The 20,548-nt window shown below is 33.7% G+C and carries 10 protein-coding genes; 6 read left to right on the forward strand and 4 right to left on the reverse strand.

The features are described 5' to 3' along the window. Positions 1–150 precede the first annotated feature (150 nt). Positions 151–4,461, forward strand: a complete 4,311-nt coding sequence (rpoC, locus tag B0A68_RS21630; protein WP_035684937.1) for a DNA-directed RNA polymerase subunit beta' — start codon at positions 151–153, stop codon at positions 4,459–4,461. 9 nt (positions 4,462–4,470) lie between these two features. Next, complete coding sequence (locus tag B0A68_RS21635) at positions 4,471–4,782, forward strand: DUF3467 domain-containing protein (protein WP_012024017.1); 312 nt, start codon at positions 4,471–4,473, stop codon at positions 4,780–4,782. Between the two features lie 247 nt (positions 4,783–5,029). Here B0A68_RS21635 and B0A68_RS21640 read toward each other — a convergent pair whose 3' ends face one another. Then, positions 5,030–6,622, reverse strand: coding sequence for a peptide chain release factor 3 (locus B0A68_RS21640; RefSeq protein ID WP_035684935.1), 1,593 nt, complete (start codon positions 6,620–6,622; stop codon positions 5,030–5,032). 354 nt (positions 6,623–6,976) lie between these two features. On the opposite strand from B0A68_RS21640, the gene B0A68_RS21645 reads away from it, so the two are divergent. Both B0A68_RS21645 and B0A68_RS21650 read left to right on the forward strand, forming a co-directional pair. Next, entirely contained in the window at positions 6,977–8,410 is a 1,434-nt protein-coding gene (locus B0A68_RS21645) for a peptidylprolyl isomerase (protein WP_035684932.1), read from the forward strand. Positions 8,411–8,487: 77 nt separating this feature from the next. Then, positions 8,488–9,441, forward strand: a complete 954-nt coding sequence (locus B0A68_RS21650) for an AAA family ATPase (RefSeq protein ID WP_035684929.1) — start codon at positions 8,488–8,490, stop codon at positions 9,439–9,441. A 56-nt stretch (positions 9,442–9,497) separates the two neighbouring features. On the opposite strand, the gene xrtN is transcribed toward B0A68_RS21650, so the two are convergent. Together xrtN and B0A68_RS21660 are read right to left on the reverse strand one after the other, a co-directional pair. Continuing rightward, entirely contained in the window at positions 9,498–10,805 is a 1,308-nt protein-coding gene (xrtN, locus tag B0A68_RS21655) for an exosortase N (protein ID WP_035684926.1), read from the reverse strand. Beyond that, complete coding sequence (locus B0A68_RS21660) at positions 10,736–13,228, reverse strand: XrtN system VIT domain-containing protein (RefSeq protein ID WP_035684923.1); 2,493 nt, start codon at positions 13,226–13,228, stop codon at positions 10,736–10,738. Before B0A68_RS21660 ends, xrtN begins: the two co-directional genes overlap by 70 nt. A 438-nt stretch (positions 13,229–13,666) precedes the next feature. Here B0A68_RS21660 and B0A68_RS21665 point away from each other — a divergent pair, with 438 nt between their 5' ends. Continuing rightward, positions 13,667–16,438: a bifunctional aconitate hydratase 2/2-methylisocitrate dehydratase gene (locus tag B0A68_RS21665; RefSeq protein ID WP_035684921.1), complete on the forward strand. Its 2,772-nt coding sequence runs from the start codon at positions 13,667–13,669 to the stop codon at positions 16,436–16,438. Positions 16,439–16,560: 122 nt separating this feature from the next. Continuing rightward, positions 16,561–18,825, forward strand: coding sequence for an aconitate hydratase (locus B0A68_RS21670; RefSeq protein ID WP_035684919.1), 2,265 nt, complete (start codon positions 16,561–16,563; stop codon positions 18,823–18,825). A gap of 198 nt (positions 18,826–19,023) precedes the next feature. Here the strand turns inward: B0A68_RS21670 and B0A68_RS21675 are convergent, their stop codons facing one another. Then, positions 19,024–20,403, reverse strand: a complete 1,380-nt coding sequence (locus tag B0A68_RS21675; protein ID WP_035684916.1) for a Kelch repeat-containing protein — start codon at positions 20,401–20,403, stop codon at positions 19,024–19,026. Positions 20,404–20,548 lie beyond the last annotated feature (145 nt).

The following is a 20,548-nucleotide window of genomic DNA, read 5'->3' on the forward strand; positions in this document are numbered from 1 at the left end:
GTTTAGAGAAGTAATCCGAGGTAGTGTTTAAGTCCAAAGTTTGAAAGTCCAAAGTCCAAAGTCATTCGTGACTTTAAAAACTTTATGACATTTGACTTTAGACTGAAATAAAATCAATTTTTAATTGCAGATAAATCAATAGTAAAAACTATGATGAATAATAGAAACAATAATAAGGATAAAAATCCAGTTAAAAGGTTTAACAAAATCTCAATTGGATTAGCTTCACCAGAATCTATCTTGAAAGAATCAAGAGGAGAGGTGTTGAAACCAGAAACAATTAACTACAGAACTCACAAACCTGAGCGTGACGGACTTTTCTGCGAAAGAATCTTCGGACCTGTTAAGGATTTTGAGTGTGCTTGTGGAAAATATAAAAGAATTCGTTACAAAGGTATCATCTGTGACCGTTGTGGTGTTGAAGTTACTGAGAAAAAAGTACGTCGTGATAGAGTAGGACACATCAACCTTGTTGTGCCTATTGCTCATATTTGGTATTTCCGTTCTCTTCCTAACAAAATTGGTTATATCCTTGGTCTTCCATCTAAGAAATTAGATATGATCATTTACTATGAAAGATACGTAGTAATCCAGGCTGGTATTGCTAAAAATGCAGATGGAGAATCATTACAAAGATTAGATTTCTTAACTGAAGAAGAATATTTGAATATTTTAGATACTCTTCCGCAAGAAAATCAATATTTAGATGATATGGATCCTAATAAATTTGTTGCCAAAATGGGGGCAGAATGTATTATGGATTTATTGGCTCGTATTGACTTAGATGCTTTATCTTATGAATTAAGACACAGTGCTAATAACGAAACATCTAAACAACGTAAAACTGAAGCTTTAAAAAGATTACAAGTTGTTGAGTCTTTCCGTGAGTCTAACTTAAACCGTGAAAATCGTCCTGAGTGGATGATTATGAAAGTGGTTCCTGTTATTCCACCAGAATTACGTCCGCTTGTGCCGCTTGATGGAGGTCGTTTTGCAACTTCAGATTTAAATGACTTATACCGTCGTGTAATCATCCGTAACAACCGTTTAAAAAGATTAATGGAGATTAAAGCTCCAGAAGTTATCTTAAGAAACGAAAAACGTATGTTACAGGAATCTGTAGATTCATTATTTGATAACACTCGTAAAGCTTCTGCTGTTAAAACAGAATCTAACAGACCATTAAAATCATTATCTGATTCCTTAAAAGGTAAGCAAGGACGTTTCCGTCAAAACTTACTTGGAAAACGTGTGGATTATTCTGCTCGTTCGGTAATTGTTGTTGGTCCAGAATTAAAATTATTCGAATGTGGATTGCCAAAAGATATGGCATCTGAATTATACAAACCTTTCGTTATCCGTAAATTGATAGAAAGAGGTATTGTTAAAACAGTAAAATCTGCTAAGAAAATCATAGACAAAAAAGAGCCTGTAGTTTGGGATATCCTTGAAAATGTAATTAAAGGACACCCAGTATTGCTTAACCGTGCTCCGACGTTACACAGACTTGGTATTCAAGCTTTCCAGCCAAAATTAATTGAAGGAAAAGCGATCCAATTGCACCCATTAGTATGTACGGCTTTCAACGCCGATTTTGATGGGGATCAGATGGCAGTTCACTTGCCATTAGGACCAGAGGCTATTTTAGAGGCACAATTATTAATGTTGGCTTCTCATAATATCTTGAATCCTGCAAATGGTGCTCCAATTACTGTACCTTCTCAGGATATGGTCTTGGGTCTATATTATATGACCAAAGAACGTATCTCAACTCCAGAACATGTAATTTTAGGTCAAGACTTAACTTTCTATTCTGCTGAAGAAGTAAACATTGCATTAAACGAAGGAAGATTAGAATTGAATGCTCGTGTGAAAATTAGAGCAAAAGATTTTAATGACGCTGGAGAATTAGTGTTCAAAATCATTCAAACAACTGCGGGACGTGTATTATTTAATGAAGTAGTACCTGAAGCAGCAGGATATATAAATGACGTATTGACTAAGAAAAACCTTAGAGATATTATCGGACACATTTTAAGTGTGACTGATGTACCTACAACGGCAGCTTTCTTGGATAATATGAAAGATATGGGTTATAAATTCGCATTTAGAGGAGGATTATCATTCTCTTTAGGTGATATTAGAATTCCAGAACAAAAAACTAAGTTAATTGCAGATGCGAGAGAACAAGTTGAAGGTATCTCAACTAACTATAACATGGGTCTTATTACAAATAACGAGCGTTACAACCAAGTTATTGACGTATGGACTTCAGCAAATGCGCAGTTAACAGAATTAGCAATGAAAAATATTAGAGAAGACCAACAAGGTTTCAACTCTGTATATATGATGCTTGATTCAGGAGCGAGGGGTTCTAAGGAACAGATTCGTCAGTTAACTGGTATGCGTGGTTTGATGGCTAAGCCTAAAAAATCTACTGCTGGTGGTGGTGAGATTATTGAAAACCCGATTCTTTCTAACTTTAAGGAAGGTCTTTCGATTCTTGAGTACTTTATTTCTACTCACGGTGCTCGTAAAGGACTTGCGGATACGGCTCTTAAAACTGCCGATGCTGGATACTTGACAAGAAGGCTTCATGACGTTTCTCAAGATGTTATTGTTAACATCGAAGATTGTGGAACTTTAAGAGGTGTTGAAGTTTCTGCTTTGAAGAAAAATGAGGAAATCGTTGAATCATTAGGGGAAAGAATTTTAGGACGTGTTGCATTGCAAGATGTTATAAATCCACTTACTAATGAAGTAATGGTTCAATCTGGCCAGCAAATTACTGAAGCAATTATGAGAACTATCGAAGCTTCTCCAATTGAAAAAGTAGAGGTTAGATCTCCATTAACTTGTGAAGCTTTAAAAGGTATTTGTGCTAAATGTTACGGTAGAAACTTAGCTACTGGTAAGATGACACAAAGAGGTGAAGCTGTCGGAGTTATTGCAGCTCAGTCTATTGGTGAGCCAGGTACACAGTTAACACTTCGTACGTTCCACGTTGGAGGGGTTGCTGGAGGTATTTCTGAAGAGTCTAGTATTGTTACAAGATTCAACGGTAGACTTGAGATTGAAGATTTAAAAACTGTTAAAGGTGAAGACAGCGAAGGTAATGCGACTGATATCGTAGTATCACGTTCAACTGAATTGAAATTAGTTGACGAAAAAACTGGAATCGTCTTAAATACACATAACATTCCTTACGGTTCTAGCATCTTTGTTAAAGATGGAGAAACTGTTGCTAAAGGAACTGTAATCTGTAAGTGGGATCCATATAATGGTGTAATTGTTTCTGAATTTACTGGTAAGATTGCTTACGAAGATTTAGAGCAAGGACAATCGTTCATGGTGGAGATCGATGAGCAGACTGGTTTCCAGGAAAAAGTAATTTCTGAAGCTAGAAACAAAAAATTAATTCCAACTTTATTAGTTTATGGTAAAGAAGGTGAATTGATTCGTTCGTATAACTTACCAGTAGGTGCCCACCTTATGGTTGAGAACGGTGAGAAAATTAAAGCAGGTAAAGTATTAGTAAAAATCCCTCGTCGTTCTTCTAAAGCAGGCGATATCACGGGAGGTTTACCAAGAATTACTGAGTTGCTTGAGGCTCGTAACCCTTCAAATCCAGCGGTTGTGTCTGAAATTGACGGTGTTGTTTCTTTTGGAAAAATCAAAAGAGGTAACCGTGAGATCGTTATCGAATCTAAATTTGGTGAAATTAAAAAGTATTTAGTTAAACTTTCAAGCCAAATCTTAGTACAAGAAAATGACTTCGTAAGAGCGGGAGTTCCATTATCTGATGGTGCAATTACACCAGATGATATCTTAAGAATTCAAGGTCCAGCTGCTGTTCAACAGTATTTGGTAAATGAAATTCAAGAGGTATACCGTTTACAAGGGGTAAAAATTAATGACAAGCACTTTGAGGTAGTTATTCGTCAAATGATGCGTAAAGTAAGAGTTCAAGATCCGGGAGATACATTATTCTTAGAAGATCAATTGATTCATACTAAAGACTTTATCGTTCAAAATGATAAGTTGTATGGTATGAAAGTAGTTGAAGATGCTGGAGATTCTGCTGTATTGAAACCAGGTCAGATTATTACACCTCGTGATTTACGTGATGAAAATTCATTATTAAAACGAAATGATAAAAATCTTGTTGTAGCAAGAGACGTAATTACTGCAACTGCAACGCCAGTTTTACAAGGTATTACGAGAGCTTCGTTACAAACTAAATCATTCATTTCTGCTGCTTCTTTCCAAGAAACAACAAAAGTACTTAACGAAGCTGCTGTAGCTGGTAAAGTAGATGATTTAGAAGGATTAAAAGAAAATGTAATTGTTGGACACAGAATTCCTGCAGGAACTGGTATGAGAGAATACGATAATACTATCGTAGGATCTAAAGACGATTACAATGAAATGATGGCTAATAAAGAAGAATATATTTATTAATTAGGAACTATGAGTAATCCGAAACAACAACAAGAGCAAATTAATATTGAGTTAGACGAAACTATTGCAGAAGGAATTTATTCTAATCTTGCGATTATCAATCACTCATCATCAGAATTTGTTTTAGATTTTGTAAGCATTATGCCAGGTATTCCTAAAGCCAAGGTAAAGTCAAGAATTGTTTTGACACCACAACATGCTAAAAGATTATTGCGTGCAATTGGAGAAAATATTCATCGATTTGAAGCCGCTCATGGCGAAATCAAAGAGACCGAACAAGCACCAATACCGCTTAATTTTGGTCCGGCAGGACAAGCATAAATTATTAAAGCCCCTTTTTAAGGGGCTTTTTTTTTGAAATATAAAACATGTAGTTCGTCCGATTTTATTTCACTTCGTCGAGTATTTTTCCTTGATGAATTCTATTGTTTTAAATTAGCAACGCAATTATGAAAAGAATAAAATTTTAGAATATTAATGACTTGATAAAGGTTGATTAATTCAAATTAAAAACAAAAAAGCGCTAATGAAAATTAGCGCTTTTTTTATGAAATTGTGTAAATAAAAATTAATCAAATTCTGATGTGAAAAATAATTTTACACTTTGATATTTACTTTGTGTCATTTGAATAGTGAAATCCGAATCGGCCAAAAATACTAATTGTCCATATTTGTCGTGCGCGAGAAATTTTTGTTTGATACGCTTAAATTCCTTAAATTCTTCATTTTTTGCGTCATCCGGTTTTACCCAGCATGCTTTGTGTACAGGGAAATTCTCATAAGTACATTTTGCACCGTATTCATGCTCTAAACGATATTGAATTACCTCATATTGAAGCGCACCAACCGTTCCGATAACTTTACGATTGTTCATTTCTAAAGTAAATAACTGAGCAACACCTTCATCCATTAACTGATCTACTCCTTTTTCTAATTGCTTAGCTTTCATCGGATCGGCGTTGTTGATGTATCTAAAATGTTCTGGAGAGAAACTTGGAATTCCTTTAAAACTCATAATTTCTCCTTCAGTTAGGGTATCTCCAATTTTAAAGTTTCCAGTATCATGTAATCCCACAATATCTCCAGGATACGAAATGTCAACGATTTCTTTTTTCTCTGCAAAAAAGGCATTAGGACTCGAGAATTTTAAATTTTTCTTTTGACGAACGTGATAATAAGGTTTATTTCTTTCAAAAGTTCCAGAAACAATTTTGATAAATGCTAGACGATCGCGGTGTTTAGGATCCATATTAGCATGGATTTTAAATACAAATCCAGACATTTTGTCTTCAGCTGGATCAACTAAACGAGTTTCAGAATCCTTAGGTCTAGGAGATGGTGCAATTGCAACGAAGCAGTCTAATAATTCTCTAACTCCAAAATTATTCAAGGCAGAACCAAAAAATACAGGCTGAATTTTTCCGTCTAAATAATCCTGACGTTCAAATTTTGGATAAACTTCATCGATTAACTCTAATTCTTCACGAAGTTTTTCCGCTGCTTTTTGACCCACAATTTTATCTAATTCAGGATTGTTTTGTACATCAGAAAAAGCAATAGTTTCTTCGATATTTTTACGGCTGTCTCCACTAAAAAGATTAATGTTTTCTTCCCATAAATTGTAAATTCCCTGAAAATCATAACCCATTCCAATAGGGAAACTTAAAGGCGTAACTTTTAGACCTAGTTTTTGTTCTACTTCATCCATAAGGTCAAAAGCATCTTTTCCTTCACGGTCTAATTTGTTGATGAAAACAATCATCGGAATATTGCGCATTCTACAAACTGCAACTAATTTTTCAGTTTGTTCCTCAACCCCTTTTGCAACGTCAATAACAACGATTACACTATCAACAGCCGTTAGAGTCCTAAAGGTGTCTTCAGCAAAATCCTTGTGACCAGGAGTATCCAGGATGTTGATTTTTTTATCTCTATAATTAAAAGCAAGCACAGATGTTGAAACCGAAATCCCTCTTTGGCGTTCGATTTCCATAAAGTCACTCGTGGCTCCTTTTTTAATTTTATTGTTTTTTACAGCTCCAGCTTCCTGAATTGCACCTCCAAACAACAATAATTTTTCTGTTAAAGTTGTTTTACCGGCATCGGGATGCGATATAATTCCGAATGTTCTTCTGCGTTGTATTTCTTTTAAAAAGCTCATATTTTGTATAAATAGGATGCAAAAGTACTATTATTTACTGCCAATTAAAAATAAATACTATTCTGTTTTTAATCTTGATGCTTTGATTTTAAGCCTGAATCAGCAATAAAAAGCGCTAGAGTTGTTGGTTTTTAAAGATTCGATTTACTGTGGCATATAATTTTTTGTTAATAGTATAGCTGATAGTTGTATTATGTAATTGAATTGTTATTTTTGTTCGTGATAAGTTAAAATCAGCTAGAACTTAATTATTTAGTATTTTTAGATCCTTTTCTGAAATTATAGATTTAATGAGTTTTGGTTTAAAGGAAATTCTAAAGCAAGATCTTTACATTCAAAATTAAATTTAAAATAATGTTATTAAAAAAATTACAGCTAAAAACAATTGATTGCAAGCTAGTGTTAACAATATGTTTTTTACTTTTTTTCAACTCAATTATTTCGGCTCAGGAAGTTATTAAAGATGCTGTAGCAGAAAAGCCGGCTGAGGCTCCGAAAACTGGAGGCAGACAGAAAATAGATGGTATTATTGCCACTGTAGGAGATTATATTGTTTTGGATTCTGATATTGACAAAGGATATTTGGAGATTGCAAGTCAAGGTGGTTCTGTAAAAGATATTACAAGATGTCAGATGCTTGGAAAACTTTTGGAAGATAAATTATATGCGCATCAGGCGATTCAGGATAGTATCATTGTGAGTGATGCTGAAGTAAGAACTATGATGGACGACCGTTTGAATTATATGATTCAACAAGTTGGGGATATTAATAAAGTTGTAGAATACTATAAAAAAAGTTCTGTAGAAGAATTTAAAACTTATTTTTCTGACATCTTAAAAGAGCAAAAATTAGCCTCAGAAATGAGAGATAAAATTGTTAAAGATGTGGAGATTACTCCAGAAGAAGTTCGAAATTTCTTTAAGAAAATTCCAAAAGAAGAATTACCGACTTTTGGAGCAGAAATGGAAGTTGCACAAATCGTGGTAGAACCAAAAGTTTCTGAAGAAGATAAACAAAAAGTAAAAGACAGATTAAACGCTATTAGAAAAGATGTTTTAGAAGGTTCTAGTTTTGCGACAAAAGCAGTTTTGTACTCACAGGATCCTGGATCTGCGCCTAATGGAGGTTATTATAAAATGACAAGAAAAACTCCATTTGTTAAGGAATTTAAAGATGTAGCTTTTAGTTTGCAGGAAGGTGAAATTTCGGCTCCTTTTGAAACAAATTTTGGATATCATATTATTATGGTTGATAAAATAAAAGGACAAGAAGTAGAATTACGTCATATTTTAATTTCGCCAACAGTTTCTGAAGATGCTTTAAAGGCTGCAAAAGAAAGAATCACCAATGTTAGAAATAAGATTGTAAATAAAGAATTAACTTTTGCAGATGCAGCAAGAACAGAATCTGATGAGAAAGAAACCAGAACAAACGGAGGAACTTTAGTAAATCCTAATACACAGGATACACGTTTTGAATTGACAAAAATGGATCCGACTTTATACAGCCAGGTTTCTAATTTGAAAGACAATGAAATTTCACAGCCGCTTTTAAACACAGATGAAAAAGGTAAAAAAACGTATAAATTAATTACAGTTACCAATAGAATTGAAGCACATACGGCTGACTATGCTAAAGATTATACTAAAATTAAAGAATTAGCATTAAAAGAAAAACAAATCGACGCAATTGCTAAATGGTTTGATACAAAAATTAAAGATACTTATATCAAAATTATCGGAGAATACAGAGAATGTAGTTTTGCTAATAATTGGTTGAAAAAATAATTTTTATTAAATAAAGAAAAGAGTTAGTTTTATGATTTCATACAACTAACTCTTTTTAATTTAAAATATATTCATAAATGTCTGACGTAACAGCAATTCATAATTTAGTTCAAAAAAGAAACGAATTAAAAACAGAGATAGCAAAAATCATTGTAGGGCAGGACGCCGTTGTAGATCAAATTTTACTTTGTATATTTTCTGGAGGACACGCACTTTTGATAGGTGTTCCCGGTTTGGCAAAAACTTTAATGATCAATACTTTGTCTCAGGCTCTGGGTTTAGATTTTAAAAGAATTCAGTTTACACCAGATTTAATGCCTTCTGATATTTTGGGAAGTGAAATTTTGGATGAAAACAGACAATTTAAATTTATAAAAGGACCAATCTTCTCTAATATAATTCTTGCAGATGAGATTAACAGAACTCCGCCAAAAACTCAGGCAGCTTTATTAGAAGCTATGCAGGAGCGTTCTGTGACAATTGCAGGGCAAAATTATAAATTAGACTTGCCGTACTTTGTATTAGCAACTCAAAACCCAATTGAGCAGGAAGGAACTTACCCGCTTCCAGAAGCACAGCTTGACCGTTTTATGTTTGCTGTAAAATTAGAATATCCTAGCTTTGAGGAAGAAGTACAAGTTGTAAAACGTACCACTTCTGATATTAAAACAACAATAAATCCGTTATTTACTGCACAGGAAATTATAGATTTCCAACATTTAATCCGCAGGATTCCTGTTGCTGATAATGTTATTGAATATGCAGTAACTCTAGTGAGTAAAACGAGACCGGATAATCCTCTGACAAATGATTTTGTTAAAAATTATCTGGATTGGGGAGCTGGACCGAGAGCTTCTCAGAATCTAATACTGGCAGCAAAAGCACATGCAGCTTTTAATGGTAAGTTTTCGCCAGATATAGAAGATGTAAAAGCAGTTGCTGTTGGAATTTTAAGACATAGAATCATCAAAAACTATAAAGCAGATGCTGAAGGAATTACAGAAGAAATTATCATACAAAAACTAATGTAGTTTACAAATAAATAAAACCCTAAACAAGATGTTATTTCTAGTTTGGGGTTTTTAATTTAATTTATTTTGGCAGTTTCGTTGATTAAAAAAATCGGTTTATTGTAAAGCAGTTTTAGATACATAATCTTTATAAAAGAAGTGTATTTTTTGCCATCGCATTCATACCACCAATAAGAGTTGTAGTGAATGTTGTTTTTCTCCATTTTATTGAACCATATTTCTTCCTTGTTTACTAAAATTTTATTTGTTTTGATGATTTTGTAGCCATCGCCAGTCCAGCATACTAAAGGGTTATGAGATGGAGTTTTGATATAAGTTAATTTTTCTTCAGTTTCAATCTTAAAAACCTCAAGATTTACCCAGTTTCCTGTTTTTGTATTGTAATTGGATTGTACCTCTTTAAGAAAGTCGTTCCTGTTCTCATTTTTAATTTTTGCACCTGTTATCATAATAAGTAAAAAAGAGACTAATACTATAATTGCATTTGGCTGTATTTTTTGTACAGCACTATTAGTCAATTTAGGCTTTATATACTGTATAATCACAAGCATTGGGAGGATTTGATAAAATGCAAAGCAGATCAAACCTATAGTATGGTGTAAAACATTTTCCTGAGTGCAATTAAAAATTATTAATGTTATAATTCTGAAATAATTAGATATGATATTTAGAAAAATAATTAGAATACAAAAAACAAGTATTTGGAATATTCCGTAATGTTGTTTCTGTTTTCTCTCTTCTAAGGTTAACAATATTGCGCCAGATAATAATCCGGTTTTAAACATTGATAATCCCATACAAGCGGTATCAATTGTTATTTTAGCGTTGTTGATATAAAAATTAACACCTTCTATTTTTTGTATAGGTATAAAATTTTTCAACGTGAGATACACTACATAACAAAGACTTTGTTTTATTTCTGAAGTCAAATGGACAAAAAAAGTGCTGAAAAGTGTCGAAAATAACACAATGCAGATAAATGCGATAAAAGAAAATTTACCTGTAAAAAAATGAAAAATCAAACACAGAAATAAAATTACAGCCAGAAAATGAACCGACTTTGTATGCAGTCTGTAACTGACAAATTCAAGCAGTAAAATGAGTATTATTAGAAAATAATTTATTTTAAAGTTTGACTTTCTGCCTCCAATAACAAAAAGGGAAAATGAAATAATTATACCAAAAAAATCACTGTTTAAGCCAGATAGCAATATCTTGCTGTTGCTTACAAACACTATAAGTATTGCAAGAACAGCAAGGAATATTTTACTTTTTTTAGAAATTAAATCATTCATTAACAGGCTAATTTTTTCTTTTTGAAATAGAATAAAATAAAACACAAACTTATAATGAGCATTGCCCATTCGTGAGGTTCTGGAACTGCGCCGTCATTGTTGATAGAAGCATTTCCTAAAGTGTTGATGTTTTTTTCAATTCCATTATCTGCATAGTCCTGATCTGTTTCTAAAACTATCAATGATGAAATAGGAGTTACAATATTGGCATCTTTTGCTAAGTCAACATATTTATTTTGTGCAAGAGTATCATTTTGTATCTCAACCTGATCGTTCAAAACTTTTCCAAAACAAAACATTCTATATAAATGATTAGAACCATTTCCAGTTTTTTGAATCGCAGGATTTTCTGAAATAGAAATTCCGGCAGTTTCTATATTAATGCTGTTTTCGCTGGTTTGAAATTTAAGAAAGTTATTGTGCTGCACCAGATTTAAACAGTTATAAATATCAGTTTTAATATAATCAACATACTTTTGCTCCTTTACAGTCTGCCAGAAAGGATTTATCTCTTCAGAAATATTAATGACTTTAAGATTTTTATTTTTTACATCTTTTTTAATCTTTTTTAAATAATCAGATGATTCTAATTCTTCAAAATTGGCAGAAAATGTACTGCATTTTGTGATTATCAAACTGCTTTTTTCTAAATCAAAAAGTGGTAACAGAGAGTAATTCAATTCTTCAAATTGATCCCAAATGTCTATATAATTAGAATTATTTATTTCGGTTTTAGAGTTATTTAGTATAACGAAATACTTTTGGCTATGAAGTTTTAGTAATTCTTCGATTTCTTCAATTTTCCAACTGTTGTTAAGATCAAGAATAATTTCGCTTGGTTTAAATTTGATTTTTTCCTTTACAATTGGCTTTATTTCGTAGCTTTTATTTTTCCATGTAAATGCACTTTTTGCAACTTGTTTCTTCAGGGGGAACTCTGCTTTCCAGTCTTCTAAACCTTTAGAGTTATTGATATAATAATTGTTTTGAAGATCGAAATCTTTTGATGCTTCAAATTTTGTGTTTCCGCTAACCTGAATTCGTGAAACTGTTGAAGCTCCGTTAATATTTGGTCCTTTAATGTTTAAGCTCTGATAGGCCATTTTATCGTTTATAACTTTTAATGGAGTTGTAAAACCGCATTTAAAAGTACGGGGTAGATCGTTGGTAATCGGGAAAACACGCACAGTAACTCTATTGCCTTCTTTCCATTGCATCAGCGAAGGATCGCGAGCTTCTACACCAACAATTTGCTTATAGGCCTCTTTGGCTTTTTCCTTGGTTGTCAAAACACCTTTTCTTTCTATTCCATTTACCCAAAGTGATAACGATGTTGCTACAGAGCCTTCGGGAAGTTGAAAAGAGTATATCGCTTCATTTTGCTGCCAGCTTTCTTTATCGCACACTACATCAATTGTTATTTCTGTGTAGGCTAATCTGTCATTTGGGTAAATTTTTACATCTTCTTTAATATTTTTAGTCAGCAGATCTTTGCCACTCCATAATTGCTCTTCGGTTTCCAGTCTTTTATCAAAATTAGATTTCAGGATATTGACTTGGTCATCTGCACTTAAATTATTATTGGGAATAAAATAATAAGCAATATTTAAAAATGGATCGTGTGTTTTTCTTTCATTATATTGAACGTTACTTCCAAATTCCCCGAAATCCCTCATGGTAAAGAAATTATCTGAATAAAGGTAAACGATGTCTTTTTTTAATAGAATTTCATTAAGAAAATTAGGTTTTAGATTTTGTGAAATTTTGATATAAGCAGGAAGGTCATCATTTTGTTCAAATGTTTTTGTAACGCTGTATTTGTTTATTTTCTTACTTTCATTATTGAGTAGTATTATAAAAATAAATAGAGTTGCAAAAACAGCTGCTATTCCAGAACAAAACGCGTAAAAATTACTTTTGTATTCGAAAACTAATTTTGAAAGTTTTAGAGCATGAATCATCAGTACAATTCCCGGAACCAAACCGTAAAAGCCCAATCCTAGGGCAAGAATACCTATTACTGAAAATATAAAAATTGGAATAAGGTAAACAGCATAATAAAGAATCAAAATACAAGAACACCCATTTATAAAATAAGAAATCAGGTTAACAGATTTGTTTTTTAAATTGTTGTAAATAATAAAGTTAGAAAGACAAAATAGAAACGTTGTAAGGTATACCCAAATAGGCAGGTTTTCAAAAACATTAATATGAATATTAGTTGAAAAACATCCTACAAACCAGTTGAGGAATAAAAATGGTACTAAATGCTGATATTTTTCTCTATTTCTTAAAATGTTGAAACTTACAATAGCTCCGTAAGGAAGCAAAATAATGATGTTAATAATAGAAAGCATTTGGAAGCTTTTGTAATCAATCCTGCTTCCTAAGATAGAAACCATAAGCAGGAGGGTGCTGAATAGTGTTACAGCCAAGCTGATTTTTACACCAATGCGATCGTAAAATATGCGGTTTATTTCAGTTGTATTCATTTGTTTTTGGTTTATAATTAAAAGTACTTTGAGTTGCAAAGTTATAATAATTATTGAAAAACAAACTTTTTATTTGCTTTTTTTATTATTAGTGATTGTTTGAAATTTTTCTACTTTGTTTATAGTTATAGATGATCCGGAATTAGAAGAAAATTGATCAACTATAACGTTATAATTCTTTATTTAGAAAGATTCTTTGCTAAAAATGGGGTAAAATCTGACATCCTTCTTAACATTAAATTTCGACTTTGTTAAAGAAAAGATTTTAAAATGTTAATAATTCATTTTTTTAATTCATAATTGAGATTTTAGTAAAAACCAGCAATGAAAATCGTTTTTTAGCAATAATAATTTTTGAAAAGGGGAGTTCTATTATATTTTTTTTAATTATCGGCATTAATACGTAAATTTGCGAAAAAAAATAAATCTGCCTATATTATGAACATTTATAAGGATTATATCCAAGAGATTGAAGAAAGAAAAAATCAGGGACTTCACCCAAAACCAATTGACAGCGCTGCATTATTAAGTGAAATCATTGAACAAATCAAAGATTTAAACAATGAATACCGAAATGACTCGCTTAAGTTCTTTATTTACAATACTTTGCCTGGAACAACTAGTGCAGCTGGTGAAAAAGCTAAGTTCTTAAAAGAGATCATTCTTGGTCAATCTGTTGTGAGCGAAATTACACCTGCTTTTGCATTTGAATTATTGTCGCACATGAAAGGAGGACCTTCAATAGAAGTACTGCTTGATTTAGCTTTAGGTAATGACACTGCTATTGCAGAAGAAGCTGCAAAAGTTCTTAAAACCCAGGTTTTTCTTTATGAAGCGGATACAGACCGATTAGTAGAGGCGTTTAAAAATGAAAATAAAATTGCTAGAGAAATTCTTGAAAGCTATGCTCAGGCTGAGTTTTTTACAAAACTGCCAGATGTAGCTGACGAAATTAAGGTAGTTACTTATATTGCTGGAGAGGGCGATATTTCTACAGATTTACTTTCTCCGGGTAATCAGGCTCACTCACGTTCTGACCGTGAACTTCATGGTAAATGTATGATTACTCCTGAGGCACAAGACGAAATTAAAATGCTTCAAGCACAGCATCCTGATAAAAGTGTGATGTTGATTGCTGAAAAAGGAACAATGGGTGTTGGTTCTTCAAGAATGTCAGGTGTAAACAACGTGGCTCTTTGGACTGGTAAACAAGCAAGTCCTTATATTCCGTTTGTTAATATTGCTCCAATTGTAGGAGGAACAAATGGTATTTCTCCAATTTTCCTAACCACTGTTGATGTTACTGGCGGAATTGGTTTAGATCTTAAAAACTGGATTAAAAAAGTTGATGTAAACGGGAATGTTGTTCGTAATGAAAACGATGAACCAATTCTGGAGCAAACCTATTCTATTGCTACAGGAACTGTTCTAACAATAAACATAAAAGAGAAGAAACTTTATAGCGGTGATGAGGAAGTAATGGATATTTCTAAAGCATTTACTCCTCAGAAAATGGAATTCATTAAAGCTGGTGGTTCTTATGCTATTGTCTTTGGTAAAAAACTTCAAACATTTGCTGCGAGAGTTCTAGATGTAGAAGCTCCGCTTGTATTTGCTCCATCAAAAGAAATTTCTCATGAAGGACAAGGTCTTACAGCAGTAGAAAAAATCTTTAATAAAAATGCTGTTGGAATCACTCAAGGAAAAGTATTACATGCTGGTTCTGACGTTCGTGTAGAAGTTAATATCGTAGGTTCGCAAGATACGACTGGTCTTATGACTGCTCAGGAATTAGAATCTATGGCTGCAACAGTGATTTCGCCAATCGTTGACGGTGCATACCAGTCAGGCTGTCACACTGCTTCGGTTTGGGATAAAAAAGCTCAGGCAAACATTCCAAAATTGATGAAATTCATGAACGATTTTGGTTTGATCACAGCTCGTGACCCAAAAGGTGTTTATCACGCAATGACTGACGTTATTCACAAAGTGCTTAATGATATTACTATAGACGAGTGGGCTATCATTATTGGTGGTGACTCTCATACAAGAATGTCTAAAGGTGTTGCCTTTGGTGCAGACTCAGGAACTGTTGCTCTTGCATTGGCTACGGGTGAGGCTTCAATGCCAATTCCGGAATCAGTAAAAGTGACGTTCAAGGGAGATATGAAAGGTTATATGGACTTCCGTGATGTGGTTCATGCAACTCAGGCCCAAATGCTTCATCAATTTGGTGGAGAGAACGTTTTCCAGGGTAGAATTATTGAGGTTCATATTGGAACTCTTACTGCTGACCAAGCGTTTACATTTACAGATTGGACTGCAGAAATGAAAGCAAAAGCTTCTATCTGTATTTCTGAAGATGATACTTTAATCGAGTCGTTGGAAATTGCAAAAGGCAGAATCCAGATCATGATCGACAAAGGTATGGATAACGAAAAACACGTTCTTCAAGGATTGATTAATAAAGCTGATAAGAGAATCACAGAGATTAAATCGGCAGAGAAACCAGCATTGACTCCAGACGCAAATGCGAAGTATTATGCTGAAGTTGTGGTTGATCTTGATCAGATTTCAGAGCCAATGATTGCTGATCCAGACGTAAACAATATTGATGTTTCTAAAAGATATACACACGATACTATCAGACCTCTTTCTTTTTATGGAGGAATTAAAAAAGTAGACCTTGGGTTTATCGGTTCTTGCATGGTTCATAAAGGCGACATGAAAATCTTGGCTCAAATGCTTAAGAATATAGAAGAGCAGCAAGGTAAAGTTGAGTTTAAAGCGCCGCTTGTAGTAGCGCCGCCAACGTACAACATTGTTGATGAGCTTAAAGCAGAAGGTGACTGGGAAGTTTTACAAAAATACTCTGGTTTCGAATTTGACGATAATGCTCCTAAAGGTGCTGCACGTACGGAATATGAAAACATGTTATACTTAGAGCGTCCAGGGTGTAACCTTTGTATGGGTAACCAGGAAAAAGCTGCTAAAGGAGATACTGTAATGGCAACTTCTACTCGTCTTTTTCAAGGAAGGGTAGTAGAAGATACAGAAGGAAAAAAAGGGGAATCATTGCTTTCTTCTACTCCAGTAGTAGTCCTTTCTACAATTTTAGGCAGAACTCCTACAATGGATGAGTATACAGCTGCAGTAGACGGAATCAACTTAACTAAGTTTGCACCGTCTAATAAACAGTTAGTTATGTAATCTGAATATTAGTAATTATAATTCAAAGTCCGAGTCATAAAACTCGGACTTTTTTTTTAATAACTGCTCTATTTTTTGTATCTTGTGATGTTCAAAAAACAATAATAAAACAAACAAATCTTATGGCTTTTGATATTGAAATGATTAAAAAGGTGTACGAAAAGATGCCAAGTCGTGTTGATAAAGCACGCGAAATTGTCGGTCGTCCACTTACTTTAACGGAGAAAATTTTATACAATCACCTTTGGGACGGAAATCCATCTAAGGCGTTTGGAAGAGGAATTGATTATGTTGATTTTGCACCCGATCGTGTTGCATGTCAGGATGCAACTGCGCAAATGGCATTATTGCAATTTATGCACGCAGGTAAATCTAAAGTAGCAGTTCCAACAACAGTTCATTGTGATCACTTAATCCAGGCAAAAGTAGATGCAGCAACCGATTTGGCCAGAGCAAAAACACAAAGCAACGAAGTTTTCGACTTTTTGTCGTCAGTTTCTAATAAATACGGAATTGGTTTCTGGAAACCAGGAGCAGGAATTATTCACCAAGTAGTACTCGAAAATTATGCTTTCCCAGGCGGAATGATGATTGGTACCGATTCTCACACTGTAAATGCAGGTGGTTTAGGAATGGTGGCTATTGGTGTTGGTGGAGCCGATGCAGTAGACGTTATGTCAGGCATGGCTTGGGAATTAAAATTTCCTAAATTAATTGGAGTTAAATTAACTGGTAAATTATCAGGATGGACAGCTCCTAAAGATGTAATTCTTAAAGTAGCGGGTATTCTTACTGTAAAAGGTGGTACTGGTGCTATTGTTGAATATTTTGGTGAAGGTGCAACTGCTATGTCTTGTACTGGTAAAGGTACTATTTGTAATATGGGTGCAGAAATTGGAGCTACAACTTCGACTTTTGGTTACGATGATTCTATGAGTCGTTACCTGCGTTCTACAAACAGAGCCGATGTTGCCGATGCTGCAGATAAAGTTGCTTCTTACTTAACTGGAGATCCAGAAGTTTATGCAAACCCAGAACAATATTTTGATCAGGTTATCGAAATCAACTTAACAGAATTGGAGCCACACTTAAACGGACCTTTTACTCCAGATTTAGCTACGCCAATTTCTAAAATGAAAGAAGAAGCAATCAAAAATAACTGGCCATTACAAATTCAGGTTGGTTTAATTGGTTCTTGTACCAACTCTTCTTACGAAGATATTGCACGTGCAGCTTCTTTAGCCAGACAAGTAAGTGCTAAAAACTTAAAAACCAAATCTCAATTTACGATTACTCCAGGTTCTGAAGTAGTTCGTTATACAATCGAAAGAGACGGATTTATCGATACTTTCGAAAAAATCGGTGCTACCGTTTTTGCTAATGCCTGCGGACCATGTATTGGTATGTGGGACAGAGATGGTGCAGAGAAAGAAGAAAGAAATACAATCGTTCACTCCTTCAACCGTAACTTCTCAAAACGTGCAGATGGTAACCCAAATACCTTAGCCTTCGTAGGTTCTCCAGAATTGGTTACCGCTATGGCTATTGCAGGAGATTTAGGTTTCAATCCATTAACAGATACTTTGATCAATGAAGATGGAGAAGAAGTAAAACTGGATGCGCCAACAGGAGACGAATTGCCTCCAAAAGGTTTTGATGCCGAAGATCCGGGATTTCAGGCTCCCGCTGCAGATGGTTCAGGAGTTCAGGTTGTAGTTAACCCTGAGTCAGAACGTTTACAATTGCTAGCTCCGTTTGATGCTTGGGATGGTAAAAATATAACAGCTGCTAAATTATTAATAAAAGCATTCGGAAAATGTACGACTGACCATATTTCTATGGCTGGACCTTGGCTGCGTTTCCGCGGACATTTAGATAATATTTCAAACAATATGCTGATTGGAGCTGTAAATGCATTCAACCAAAAAACAAATTCTGTTAAAAATCAATTAACTGGAGATTATGAGGCGGTTCCCACTGTCGCTCGTGCTTATAAAGCAGCTGGAGTTCCTTCTATTGTTGTAGGAGATCACAATTACGGTGAAGGTTCTTCTCGTGAGCATGCCGCAATGGAACCTCGTTTCTTAGGTGTCAAAGCGGTATTAGTAAAATCTTTTGCTCGTATTCACGAAACAAACCTTAAAAAACAAGGTCTTTTGGGATTAACTTTTGCTAATGAAGCCGATTATGATAAAATCCAAGAGAATGATACAATCAACTTTACAGATTTAACGGAGTTTGCTCCTGGAAAACCATTAACGTTAGAATTTGTTCATGAAGATGGTACAAAAGACATTATCTTGGCAAACCATACGTACAACGCAGGTCAAATTGGCTGGTTCGTTGCTGGTTCTGCATTAAACTTAATTGCGGCAGGAAAAGCTTAAATTTTTAAAGTTCAATTATACTAAAAGTGCTCTGTGAAAACAGGGCATTTTTTATTAGGAGCTAATCCGGCTGTCCGCTATATCTTTTATGGCTCCCGATAGCTATCGGGACCGCCATAAAAGGATGTCGCTTCCATCCGGGCTATGGCAGTCGGTTTCAAAAGAAAATTTTCGAAAAGAGTTTCAGAATAAAAAGATTTAACCGTTCGATTTTACACTATTTTTTTCTTGTGATAAGGTTTTTGTTTTAATAGGTTTAGTGTGCTTAAATTCTTCCAGATCAATACTGAATACTTTTGAAGAAGGGACTTTAGAATAGCTGTTTTCAAAACGGCCTCCTAAAATGTATAATTTGTTATTATCGTAATACATGGCCGAATATTTTAATTCAATATCAATTTCATATTCTTTCAATTGTTTTGTTTTTATATTATAAGTGCACATTTTTTGATCTTCAAAAAAGTAGATAATATTTTCATGAAAGGTAATAGCCGGCCTTTCTAATTCAGTAAACAATTCACCTTCAATCTGCCAGCTTTCAGTCGTTAAGTCAAAAGTTTCAATTTGAGAAGTGGGTTTTCCGTCATTACCGCCAATGAGATAGATTTTTTCGCCAATTATAGTTCCTGTCGTTTCTTTAGCGGTGGGCATAGATGCAAGTTCATACCAATTTCCTGAAGTAATGTTGTATAAATGCACTTTGTTGGTAAAGGCTTTTACATCTTTTTCGCTTCTTTTTACAGAACCTCCCATTACAATAATATTGTCGCCATAACTAAACGAAGCAAAATCTGCTGCTTGATGAGGGTTTGTGTTATCTAATTTAATACTTTGTTTGTCAAGATCTAAAACTTCGATCTGATCTTCTAAATATTCCCAGCTGCTTTTAAAGTTTACTAGAATTCTTTTACCTCCTAAAACATAAATCAAATTATTGTAATAATGCAGGCTGTGATAGCCTCTTGCCTTTAAATTTAATTTTGAAGATTCCCAAGTATTGGTTTTAATATCATATATAGAAAGATATTTTTTATAATGTCTTTTTGTAAAATCTACATTCACTCCAGCCATATAGTCGGCTATAGTGTAGCCAGCTCTTTCTGCGCGGCCTTTTTCTAAGTAATTTATTTCAGGATATGCATCTCCGCCGCTTACATAAATTTTCCCGTCTTTTAAAAAAGAGCCAAATGAAAATACAGGATTTTTTAACGGACTCAGCATATTAAAAGAAAGGCTTGTTTTTAATTTTGCGTTCGATGAAATTGCTACTTCTGATAAATTTTGAACACTTTCTTCAAGGTAGATTTTAAATTTATGTTTTGTTAAATATTGCAGCGAGTGTTGCACGGTTTTGTAGCCTATATGAGAAAATTCTAATATTTCATCTGCTTTTAGATTTGAAAAAGCAGCTGTCGAAAATTCTCCTGTTTTATTAGTTATAGTTCCAGTTTTGCTGTTTACAGCAAAAATATTAACATCTTCAAGAGGTTCATTATTTATAGAAAATACAAACCCTTTTTGATTTTGTGCAATTGAAATTAATGGGAATAAGAGAAAAATAAAGAGTAGTTTTTTCACAAGTTTTTGAAAGTTAAGTTAATATTAAATTTAAAATTATGGTGTTTTGTAAAAATCTGCATTTCAAAAAGTTGGCTCAATTTTTATACCGAACATCTTAATTTGGATGAAATTAGTTGTTAAAAAATGTGTTTCTTTTAGTTTA

Source organism: Flavobacterium reichenbachii (assembly GCF_002217435.1).
Classification (GTDB): domain Bacteria; phylum Bacteroidota; class Bacteroidia; order Flavobacteriales; family Flavobacteriaceae; genus Flavobacterium; species Flavobacterium reichenbachii.

Coding starts and splice junctions, on each gene's coding strand:
- rpoC (WP_035684937.1), top strand. CDS start 151: ATGATGAATAATAGAAACAATAATAAGGATAAAAATCCAGTTAAAAGG.
- B0A68_RS21635 (WP_012024017.1), top strand. CDS start 4,471: ATGAGTAATCCGAAACAACAACAAGAGCAAATTAATATTGAGTTAGAC.
- B0A68_RS21640 (WP_035684935.1), bottom strand. CDS start 6,622: ATGAGCTTTTTAAAAGAAATACAACGCAGAAGAACATTCGGAATTATA.
- B0A68_RS21645 (WP_035684932.1), top strand. CDS start 6,977: ATGTTATTAAAAAAATTACAGCTAAAAACAATTGATTGCAAGCTAGTG.
- B0A68_RS21650 (WP_035684929.1), top strand. CDS start 8,488: ATGTCTGACGTAACAGCAATTCATAATTTAGTTCAAAAAAGAAACGAA.
- xrtN (WP_035684926.1), bottom strand. CDS start 10,805: ATGGGCAATGCTCATTATAAGTTTGTGTTTTATTTTATTCTATTTCAA.
- B0A68_RS21660 (WP_035684923.1), bottom strand. CDS start 13,228: ATGAATACAACTGAAATAAACCGCATATTTTACGATCGCATTGGTGTA.
- B0A68_RS21665 (WP_035684921.1), top strand. CDS start 13,667: ATGAACATTTATAAGGATTATATCCAAGAGATTGAAGAAAGAAAAAAT.
- B0A68_RS21670 (WP_035684919.1), top strand. CDS start 16,561: ATGGCTTTTGATATTGAAATGATTAAAAAGGTGTACGAAAAGATGCCA.